Consider the following 10,283-nt stretch of genomic DNA (forward strand, 5'->3'; position numbering starts at 1 on the left):
CGTCTATTGTGCCGCAAACTATAAACCGCAAAATCTTCCATAATCACTCACATAGATTTCACTAAGCAAGGTAGAGATTCGAGATTTTTCGCAGCGGATGAAGCGAACCTCAGCATGAAATGGTGATTCGCTGAAGCAGCAAGAAAAATCGAGAATCTCGGTGATGAAAACAACGCAAAAGTTCTAGATATCCAGAAGGTTTGATGTATTTCTCTACGAGCAATAAATAGCGCCATACTGAGGCCTTGGAATATCAACGTTCATAAGACCCCCGTAAAGGAGTTTTGCTCGCGCGGATTAGCCGCGCTCACGTCTTCGCAGCGCAGAAGCAGTGCTTCTGCTTTGAGCTGCTCAGCGCTCCAAATTGCCTTCTCGCGCTACGCTTTAAGCTCGAAGGCAGATTGGCGCGCCTGCGAGGAGAGAAATACTCAAACCTCGCGCAATACCAAGCAAGGAAAACCGTTCGCGCGTCACAGCGCGCTCACGTCTTCGCTTGCGTTGAAAGCACACAGTGCTTTCAACTTTGAGCAAGCTCAGCGAATCGAAGTGCATTCGCGCGCTACGCTATAAGCGCTAATGCAAGTCGATTCGCAGTTTAGGCACAATTCTCGCTACCAACCCGTGTTTAGGCGAGCACACCCACGCTAGAACAAACATAAAAGTGGCAACCAAAACGATTGTGCCGCCGGTGGCAGTGTCTAAACTCCAAGACAAGTACATTCCAAGAATCGAAGAAGAGCACCCAATAGCAGGCGCCAAAATCATCATCTTCCCAAGTCGGTCAGTAAGCAATCGCGCAGTCGCAGCAGGCGTAATCAAAAGCGCTAAAACAAGCACGTTTCCAATTATTTGCACGGAAACAACTACAGCAATCGCAACTAAAACGTACAGCATTCCATCCAACCACGCTACTGGCAATCCCATTGCGCGGCTTGTTTCTCGATCCATCGAAACGCATACTAGCTCTTTGTGGAACATCATTAAAAGCGTTACGATTATTAGCCCCGTTATTGCTACAACCGCAATGTCGGAGTCTGGAATTCCTGTAATGGAGCCAAATAGGAACGATTCCAGGGATCCTGCATAGCCCGAAGCCTTTGAGATTACTACAATTCCAAGCGCAAATGCAGACACAAAGAATACGCCTATAAACGAGTCTTCGCGAAGCCTGCGATTTTGGCTAAAGATTGATACGATTAGCGCGGTTGCAACTCCTGCCAGCGCGCCGCCAAACAGCAAGTTTCCTTGCAAAACAAACGCGATTGCGAGTCCTGGGAAAACGGAGTGCGCTACTGCGTCTCCAATAAACGCCATTCCGCGCAGCACTACATAGCATCCTACAACTCCGCATATTACGCTAGAAAGGCACGCCACTATAAGCGCTTTGAGCAAGAACCAAAGGTCTGGGTTTGTAAGGTCTTGTATAAAGTCGATTGGAGATAGCATTACTCTGCCCCACTTTCATGCGCCATAACGCGCTCTACAGCTTTGATTAGTGGATTTTGCGCATCCACATGGAATGTTTGCACCCATTGATTTGCGTTTAACGATTCTGGAACGCCGTCGCCCACTATGCTTCCGTCAAAAAGCATGATTCTAGAACACGAGTTTATAGACCCGATTATGTCGTGCGAGCTCATCAAAATTGCCTCTCCCGACTTTGCTAAATCCAAAAAGAGACTCGTAAGCAGCTCTTGAGTAGGCATGTCTAAGCCTGTAAATGGCTCATCTAAAAGAAGCAAACGCGGCTGCCCTGCAAGAGCACGCGCAACAAGTACGCGCTGCCTTTGTCCGCCAGAAAGCTCGCCGATTGTACGATCCCTAAAATCCGCCATTCCTGTGCGCTCAAGAGAAGCGAGCGCTATCTCGTAGTCCTCTTTTTTTGCGCGACGCACGTAGCCAATGTGGCGAATGCGGCCCATCATCACTACGTCTAGTACAGAAAGTGGAAAATCCCACGCAATATCATGGCGTTGCGGCACATAGCCAACGTTACTCACTCGCGAATTAATCAAAGATTCATCGCTTTTACTAGCGTGCACTTCAAGCTTTCCAGAATGCGGTATTAGCCCCATAATCGCGCGGAAAAGCGTTGTTTTACCAGCGCCATTTGCGCCAAGAAGCCCCACGAATTCGCCACTTTTAATCGTAAACGAAACGTCTTTTACAATCGTGCGACTGCCATAACTTACATTTAGATTTTGTGCGTTTATAACAGTATTTGCATCCATATTTGCATCCATATTTCTCTCGTCAGTCCTCATCACTTAAATCCAACTTCAGTCCTCGTCAATCTCACTTCAAGCACTTTGCCAAAGAATCCGCATTCGCTCGCATCATATCCGCATAAGTTCTAACTTTTGCATCGAAAGCGTCTCCATAGATAGGGCACACTTTTACACGCGCTTGCGCTGCCAACTCTTTAAGCACAGACGAACGCGAGATCAAATTTGGCTCCAAAAACACAGCTGGAATCTCTAAATCGCGCAAAATCTGCTGCAATCTACGCCTATCTTGCACGCTCGGCTCGCTCGAAGGATTAATCGTTACAAATCCTGCAATATTCACGCCGTAAGCTTTACCCAAGTATGCAAAAGCGTCGTGCGTTGTAACCAAATTGCGCTTCTCTTTTGGTATTGACGCCACTTTTTTGCGCATATAAGCATCTACATCTAATAGCTTGTTAATGTATTGATCCGCATTTTTGCGATATGTACGAGCATTTTTAGGGTCCACTTCGCAAAGGCGATCTGCGATTGTGCGCACGTATGCTATGCCATTTTTTACGGATTGCCATAAATGCGGGTCAATATCTCCGTGAATGTGCTTTCCTAAAACTGCTTGCGGCAGCTGATAAATCTTCTGCCTTGCAGCTCCCAAAAACCTGTATCCGTGTTCGGCTGGTATCTCTTTTAGCGCGTTAGTTGGCACTTCTACAACCACATCGCGCGGCTTGTAATACACGCGTTTTGGCGCAGCGGAGCGCTTCTCTTGCAAAGTGTCCACTCGGTACACAAATCCGCGTTTTGCTAAGTCGTAAGCCAAATCTGCATGACCCTTGTTTAAAACTACGCTAGCTCCCCGCTTTTTGGCTATTTTTTGCGCGTTAACGCCTACAGCAAATCGCATCTTGGCGTTTCCAAGACTAGAAACTACCTCGTTTTGCGCGTTTAGCATGTCTGCGTGCAAGTCAAGCGTGTATTCTCCTGGCTTACTAAACGCCCAGCTTAAATGCGTATGCGCGTCTGCTGGCAAGTCTACGTGGTCTTCTGCGCTTATGCCGTTTGCGCTGTTAAAGTATGTTTCTACGCTTCCAAAAGTGCCAGTCAAGTATGCGAATAGCGCGCCCGGCCCTTTTACTTTCGTTGCCGTTAAGCGTATTCTGTCGGACCTTTTCATGTTGTATGCGTTCGGCTTTATTACGGTTGCGCGGCCTTCTTTTGTTACAGTTGAAGGCGCGTTTGATTGCAAAGATTGACCTGACTTTTCTAGTTGACTAGCTTGTTTTGAATTTGTTTTTTCTTTATTGAGATTGTTTAGCGAAGATAGACCACCAGCCGCCGCCGAGGGCGATTCTTCCGCACGCTTTTGCGTATTTGCGCTTGTAGCGCCTTGCGCGCTATGCGCTTCCTCGCTCGGCTGCGCAGCCATACGCTCTGTAGCAAGCCCTAGCCAAATCGTGTCTAAAGACACGTCTTCTACCATCGGAATAATATCTGCCGCGTGCTTCACGCTTTCTTCCGCAAGTTGCACATTTGGCACGCCTTTTCGCAAATTTGCATCCAAAGCGGCAATAACGCCGTGCTCTTCCAGCATCATGTAGTTACTAAAAGCCACATCCGCGTATACAACATCTCTAATTGAGCGCAAACGCGGCTCGTACGAATGCGGATCCGCGTTGTCTGGCACAATCGCGCTAACGTTTGCTGCATCTCCTGCAACATTTGCCACCATGTCTCGCAAAACGCCCGTTGTTGTTACAACGTTAATTTTCCCAGACCTTGCGCTATTTGCGCTATTTACGCCATTTGCGCTGTGGTTGCTATTCGACGCGCCGCATGCTCCCATCGGCAGTACTGTTAAAACAGCTAGAGCCGCCGCAGCAACACGCATCGCACTTTTTTTACTTAGTAAATCAACGATTTTCATCAATTTTACCAACGTTTTCTACGCACTATTTCCAACCCATAAGCGCGCTAAACAAACCTCCTGCAGGTATTAGTCCACGTTTGCGTAGAACAAACAATCCAGCTGCGCAAGTTCCAGAAATTGATGCAATTCCAAGGCTTAAAGCGGTGTATGCAACAATCGGCTTGCGTTGGAACAAGCCTATAATTCCACTAGGTTCTTCGCTTTTAACGCCACTTTTAAGGCTTTGGCTTAATCCTTTAATTCGCTTTGTGCTGTACTTTGATTGCAAGCCCTTTGACTTACCCAAAGTTCCACCAGAAATGCTTACAGACCTGCCAGTTTTGCCCGATTTAGCAGACTTTGCAAGCCCAGATCTGCCGCCAAAGAACGACGATCCTCCGCCAGAATAAGATCCAGCTAACGCAGTCGTTCCGCCATTCTGGCCGCCATCCTGGCCATCATTCTGCACGTTTTTTCCGTCGCCATCTTCCTGGCTGCCATCCTGGCCATTATTCTGGCCGCCATTCTGGCCACCGTCTTCCTGGCTGCCATCCTCGCCGTCTTCATCGCCATCTTCGCTGCTTCCCGCACTGCAACTCATAGGCTTTTCCAATGGATCCACACCAATCGCAAAATGGAAGTCCTTCGCAAGAGTTTTGCCATTAGCGCTTACAGCAAGACGAATCGTGTAGTACCCAGACTTTGAAAAGTCCCAGTTTAAATGCATATGCGTGTTTGCCGGGATTGTATACGTACTGTTTCCGCCGCTAGACATAAGCGTTTTAGCTTTTACACCAAGTCCACCTTGAAGCCAAATTCGCACGCTACCTGGCCCTTTTACAGATTTAAGGCTGATTTTGCTTGGCTTGTGTGGGCTTAAATTCTGGTTACTCCAGCCAACCCATGGTACGCTACCTTTTTGCGTTTGTGGTAGCCTCCACACATTACCGTCTTTAGCAGATTTTCCAGCATAAAACACAACTTTGCTCGGGTCGCGTTTTACGTGGCTTCCAGTCACATCTTCTTGAACAGCAAATCCTATTCCGTTGCCAGTTGAGTAGGTTGCTAAATCAACGTGGCCATGCTTAATAACCAGCTTATCGCCTTGCAAATCCTTAAATTTTAAGCATTTTTTGACAGTTTTTTGCTTTTTATTTTTGCCTTTAGATCCAGACTTGGCATTTTCAGAGCCGCCTTCAGTGCCATTTTCGCCACTCTCGTCACTCTCGTCACTCTCATCGGAACCATGATTTGCTAATCCATCTTTTGGCTTGGCACCAGGCCATGGCGTTACGTAAACTCTGTTGTTGTTTCCGTTTATAACAATCGAAGTGGAAGAATCTTCATCATCTTCATCTTCACTCTCTTCACTATCTTCACTCTCCTCAGCATCGGAATCCTCGCCTTCCGTCTGCTGCTTTTTTAATTCAACAAATCCTCTGTAATCATCTAACTCATCTTTATTAGCTGTAGCAATTTGCGAAGAATCTTTAGAACTGCCATTTGAATCAGCATTGGAATTACTCATATCTACTTCAAATGTGTACTTCTGCTCAGCTTTATAAATAGTGCCTTCTTTTGTTCTTGCAGCAGCTTCCATGCTAAGAACATACTTACCAGCCTTGGTAAACACCCAATTAACATGCATATGAGCTTTTGCGCCAACATACATTTTGTGTGGGAACTGTGTATTCGGCGTTCCTATAGCAGGCGTTATTTCACTATGAGCGTCTTCTTGGTACGCATACACAGCACCACCTTTTGGCATTGATGCTTCTTTAATAGCAAACCGTACAGCAGTTATTCCAGATTTTTCACCCAAAGTTTCCGTTGCAAAACCAGGCCACAATTTGTTTGGTTCTTGATTTTGCGACAATCCCCAAACTGGCACATTTGCACCATTTTCTGGCAAGAATTTTAAGCCTTCACTAGAATGCTTAGTGTTTTCACCAAGCACAAATATAAGTCGACTTGAATTGTATCTAACACCATTATTTCCATTACCTGGGAAGTTATCTCCGCGCGTATCTAAAACAAGCTTTCCGCCTTTGCTAATATACGTTGCAAAAGCGTCTGTATGACCTTTGTATACTCTGCATTTGGTGGTTATACCAGAATCGTCAACATTTTCGGCATTATTTTCCACAGCAGCATCTTTGCAAGCTTCTTCATTTTCAGCTTGACTAGAATCTTCATTCTTATTGTCAGAATACTGATTGGAAACTGTAGAAGAATCATCCTGCCCTTCAAGCGCATCTTGATTATCTTGCTCAGAAGAGGCGCCTTTCCCACCTTGATCAGCAGTCTCCTCTTGCGCAACTTCACTCGCATACGCACTACCGCAATTGCAGCAGCACATCGACGCCAAGAATCCAAAAGATATTATTGCGCTTAAAATCGCGCTTATTAGTCTAAAGCAAATTAATGTTTTATTACGCATTGTTTTATTACGCATTGTTTTGTCCTAAATTATTAAAAATCGAAGTATTTTGTTGTGAGTTGGAATTATGCTGATCAATCGCCCTTTGGCGTGCACGCTTGCTCTTTACTACAGCGAATGCAATAAACGCAATAATTATGATTGTTAAAATCGCAAATACAATCATCACAATCTGCGCGATTGCTACAGTGTCGTCGGAGCTGGACTTATGCTTTTTTCTAGAGCTATTTGCGGATTTATTGCCATTATTGTTTTCGCCATTAGCTGCGCTTTCATCGCCATTTTCTTCCGCTTCTTCGCCGCCATTAGCCTCATCTTGCGCATCACCAGACTCGCCTTGGCTCGCACTACTAGTGCTTGGCAAAGCAGCTTGCGCGTCCGTTTTTTCTCCCACAGCAAAGTTAAGAACGCGAGTATCGCTTACAGAGCGGCCGTTCTTAAGCTTTCCCGAAAAAGTGAGCTTTACATGGTAAATTCCAGGCTTAGAGAACACCCAATTCACGTGAGTGTGCGCATTCGCTTCAATCCAGCTGTTTTGCGGATATCCTTTAGTGCTATCCCACAATTGCTGTGGAGCATTATTGCCATTTTCCAAGTAAACATGCAATTTTCCAGGGCCACTTACGCCATCAAGCGAAAGATTTGCGCCGCGGTCTAGCTCATTTAGCACTCCGCCTTCTTGCGTATTCCACCCAAGCCATGGAACGTCAGGATTTTGAGTTTGCGGAATTACGTAAAGCTTGGTTCCTGGCTTTTCGCCAATAAAGCTATACGTAGAATCATCTGGCATAGAAACAATCGAGCTGTTGCCAAGCTTAAATACCACGTTTTCTGGATCTCTCCAAACTGGCTCATCGCCAGTATCATCGCGGATTTTCATCTTCCAGTTGCCACCAGAAAGCGTTGGGCCAAAATCAGCGTGACCTGCTTGAATCATCACTGGCTGGTTGCTTGTTGCCGCATTCGCTGACCCAACAAGTGGAGATGGCGCCAAAACTGTTGCAAGCAACGTAATCGCCGAGCATATTGCAGCAATAAGTGCGGTTGCTATTTGATTCCTATTTTTACTCATTTTTAATCCTTAAGTCCTAAATTTGATTTTGATATATTAGTGTTTTCTAAAGTTTTGCAATCGTCTTTCTACAACAGCTTTCTACAACAGCTTTATGCGCGACTTCATCAAGAACGCTCCAGCTCCCGTTATTGCACACAAGCTCACGCTTGCGGTTCCAACAGCAGCTGCCACCCACTTTGTTTTATGGCTGTTTTCTTCGCTATTTTCTTGTTCATCGTCTAGATTGCTGTTGTTATAATCATTAGAATCATTAGAATCTTCGTGATTATTTTTGGCCTTCTTGCTACCGCTCTTAAGTGGCTCAGACTTTTTTACCGCTTTAGATTTCTTTGACTTTCCAAAGCTGCCAAGCCTTGCGAATCCACCGCCTAATTTGCCTGATTTTCCAGCGTTAACAAGCCTTCCGCCAGAAAGAGACCCAGCAGCAAGTGGCATTGACGCCTTCCCATTGTTTTCGTCATTATTGCCGCCGTTATTGCCGCCGTTATTATTAGACTCTTTATTTGACTCTTTATTTGTCTTCTTGCGATTCTTCTTTTTGCTATTATTTTCTAAATTGCCATCGTTTTTAGAATCTTGACTATTGTCATCTTCTTCATCGGTTTTGCCGCCATTATTATCGCCATTATTTTTGTCATTCTCATCCGTTACAGATTCATGACTCTTATTCTTTTTACGATTCTTTGTATTCTTGCGATTCTTAGCATGCTTACGATTTTGCTTACGATTCTTCTTGCGATTCTTATGTGCCCCAGAGTCGCCAGAGTCACCAGACTCGCCAGAATCCCCAGCGTTTCCACCCTTCTTAGCCTTCTTTATGTTCACACTCCAATCGCAAAAATCGTCGTATCCAGCATTCCTATACAAAGTTCCGTCGTCCAAAACAAGCGAAGCGCGTATAACAGCATCTTGCATGCTTTCGTCAACCACTAAATCAAGGCTGCTTCCTTCTGCCATCGGTATGTTCTTAAACTCTTTTTCGCCGTCTTTTTTAATCATCCACCTGTATTTTTTGACTATGGATGTAACAGACTTTTCTGGTTCTCCTGCCTCACCATTTACAACAGGCACGCGAGGCGAATACAGCTTTGCATTAAGATGTACGGTTTCGCCAATCTTAACCTTGTTTTTGCCACTAATCGCAACAACTGGCCTACCATCTGCTCCGTGATCTTCTACAACAATTTTTGCAGTTGCGCGGTCTTTTCCAAAGTCAAAAAAGCCTTCAAAAGCCGTAACACTAACAGAAACTTGCATATTGTTCATTGCAGGCTCTGGCGGAAGTATAAGCCTTTCTCCAATAAAGCAAGTTCCTTCCGTACACTCTTGCTCATCTGCACGAGTTATGCACCATTTATATGTAGGCCTTTTTATTTCCCCACTTGCGATTTTTTCCTTTAACCCATCCATGTACGTGTAAAGGTTTACGTCTCCGCCTTCTTCGTAAGAATGATAGTGAGGATGAGACCCCGTTTTTCTAACTCCTAGAATGCATAGCTGACCATCTTGACACTCGGGGTTATCGCTAGGGTCTTCGTCTTTAGTGTTTGCATCCAAAACTGGAATTTCCGCTTTTCCGCGTTCTTTAACAACAGAATCGCTAGAAACCATATGACTGCTGTTTGCATCAACTTCAAAAGTATATTTAGCACTGTCTGTTTTAACTGTTTTTTGAGTTACTCGATTCTTAATAACCGCATAAACCTCTAAAGTGTAAGTTCCAGGCTTTGTAAATACCCAATTCGTATGCTGATGCGTAACCTGCGGTTGATGGATTACACCTGGAAGCTCAAAACGGCTACCTTCTTCGCCTTCAACATCGTCTTTATCTTTGTATTCAAAAGACTTAGCTATAGACTCCCCCTGCTTATTTTTATCTGTTTCCCAAACTAAGACTTTTCCACCTTTAGGGGCGATTACCTTTTGCACAACAATGTCTGCAGTTGCGCCATCTGGATTTTCCGCGCCAACAGCATATCTTGCTATAGATGTATCCCATCCTGGGAATAGCTCTTTATCTTGCTTATTACCAGATTCGTCTAAAAGCCAATAACCTTTTGACGCATCGAATGGTAACTTGTTTTTGTAGTTATCAAAAGGCTTAGTGCTATACGAAGAGTTCCCAACCCTCATTGTTACGTTTTCTGGCTTATAGAGCATAGAATTTGCCTCAAAGCCCATTATTAGCTTGTCATTATGCATAAACGGATAAAAAATATCCATATGACCATTTTTTAATTCGTCATTTTTATCTTCATAATATTTATAAGACGTTTTATGATTATCCGCGTATGCAGGCGCTATTGTGCCAAAGCCCGATACCAGCACTGCAAACGTAATTGCGGCTACACATGCAAAGCAAAACGTGCGCTTAACAATACCCCTAATGACCTGAGTCATAATTATTATTTCACTCTCTACACTTCATCTTCTCTATTTCGCCTATTCGCGCTCTTCTTTTACGAATGACTATTGAAGATATCCATACAACGTGTATCAATAATAATAATGATTCTCATTAATAGCAAGTCGACACTCCGACTAAGCGAACTCGCAAGCGTTTTTGCCCGTGTTTGTTTACCAAAACCCCAAAAAAGGGAACAAACACGGGCACAATAACCTAATCATGAATAATAA

The 10,283-nt window shown here is 44.6% G+C and carries 5 protein-coding genes and 1 pseudogene; all 6 read right to left on the reverse strand.

The window, feature by feature from the left end; genetic code table 11:
* Nucleotides 1–573: 573 nt before the first annotated feature.
* The 6 genes and pseudogenes from ACZ0NX_RS04365 to ACZ0NX_RS04390 all read right to left on the reverse strand — a co-directional run bounded on the left by ACZ0NX_RS04365 (nt 574) and on the right by ACZ0NX_RS04390 (nt 10,046).
* A complete protein-coding gene (locus tag ACZ0NX_RS04365; RefSeq protein WP_060786593.1) occupies nt 574–1,446 on the reverse strand; it encodes an anchored repeat-type ABC transporter permease subunit in 873 nt (290 codons plus the stop codon).
* Complete coding sequence (locus ACZ0NX_RS04370) at nt 1,446–2,264, reverse strand: anchored repeat-type ABC transporter ATP-binding subunit (RefSeq protein WP_464405759.1); 819 nt, start codon at nt 2,262–2,264, stop codon at nt 1,446–1,448. Before ACZ0NX_RS04370 ends, ACZ0NX_RS04365 begins: the two co-directional genes overlap by 1 nt.
* A gap of 31 nt (nt 2,265–2,295) precedes the next feature.
* The gene (locus ACZ0NX_RS04375) at nt 2,296–4,149 is read right to left on the reverse strand and encodes an anchored repeat ABC transporter, substrate-binding protein (RefSeq protein WP_464405738.1); all 1,854 of its coding nucleotides are present in this window, start codon (nt 4,147–4,149) and stop codon (nt 2,296–2,298) included.
* A gap of 25 nt (nt 4,150–4,174) precedes the next feature.
* A complete protein-coding gene (locus tag ACZ0NX_RS04380) occupies nt 4,175–6,586 on the reverse strand; it encodes a choice-of-anchor M domain-containing protein (protein ID WP_464405740.1) in 2,412 nt (803 codons plus the stop codon).
* Nucleotides 6,582–7,643, reverse strand: a pseudogene (locus ACZ0NX_RS04385) (TIGR03773 family transporter-associated surface protein); the annotation flags it as partial. The gene ACZ0NX_RS04380 and the pseudogene ACZ0NX_RS04385, both read right to left, overlap by 5 nt.
* A gap of 81 nt (nt 7,644–7,724) precedes the next feature.
* The gene (locus ACZ0NX_RS04390; RefSeq protein WP_464405742.1) at nt 7,725–10,046 is read right to left on the reverse strand and encodes a choice-of-anchor M domain-containing protein; all 2,322 of its coding nucleotides are present in this window, start codon (nt 10,044–10,046) and stop codon (nt 7,725–7,727) included.
* Nucleotides 10,047–10,283: the final 237 nt, after the last annotated feature.

Source organism: Gardnerella rara, assembly GCF_055452355.1.

Excerpts from the sequence above, each read along its gene's own strand:
- ACZ0NX_RS04375 (WP_464405738.1), bottom strand. The coding sequence starts at position 4,149 with ATGAAAATCGTTGATTTACTAAGTAAAAAAAGTGCGATGCGTGTTGCT.
- ACZ0NX_RS04365 (WP_060786593.1), bottom strand. The coding sequence starts at position 1,446 with ATGCTATCTCCAATCGACTTTATACAAGACCTTACAAACCCAGACCTT.
- ACZ0NX_RS04390 (WP_464405742.1), bottom strand. The coding sequence starts at position 10,046 with ATGACTCAGGTCATTAGGGGTATTGTTAAGCGCACGTTTTGCTTTGCA.
- ACZ0NX_RS04380 (WP_464405740.1), bottom strand. The coding sequence starts at position 6,586 with ATGCGTAATAAAACAATGCGTAATAAAACATTAATTTGCTTTAGACTA.
- ACZ0NX_RS04370 (WP_464405759.1), bottom strand. The coding sequence starts at position 2,264 with ATGAGGACTGACGAGAGAAATATGGATGCAAATATGGATGCAAATACT.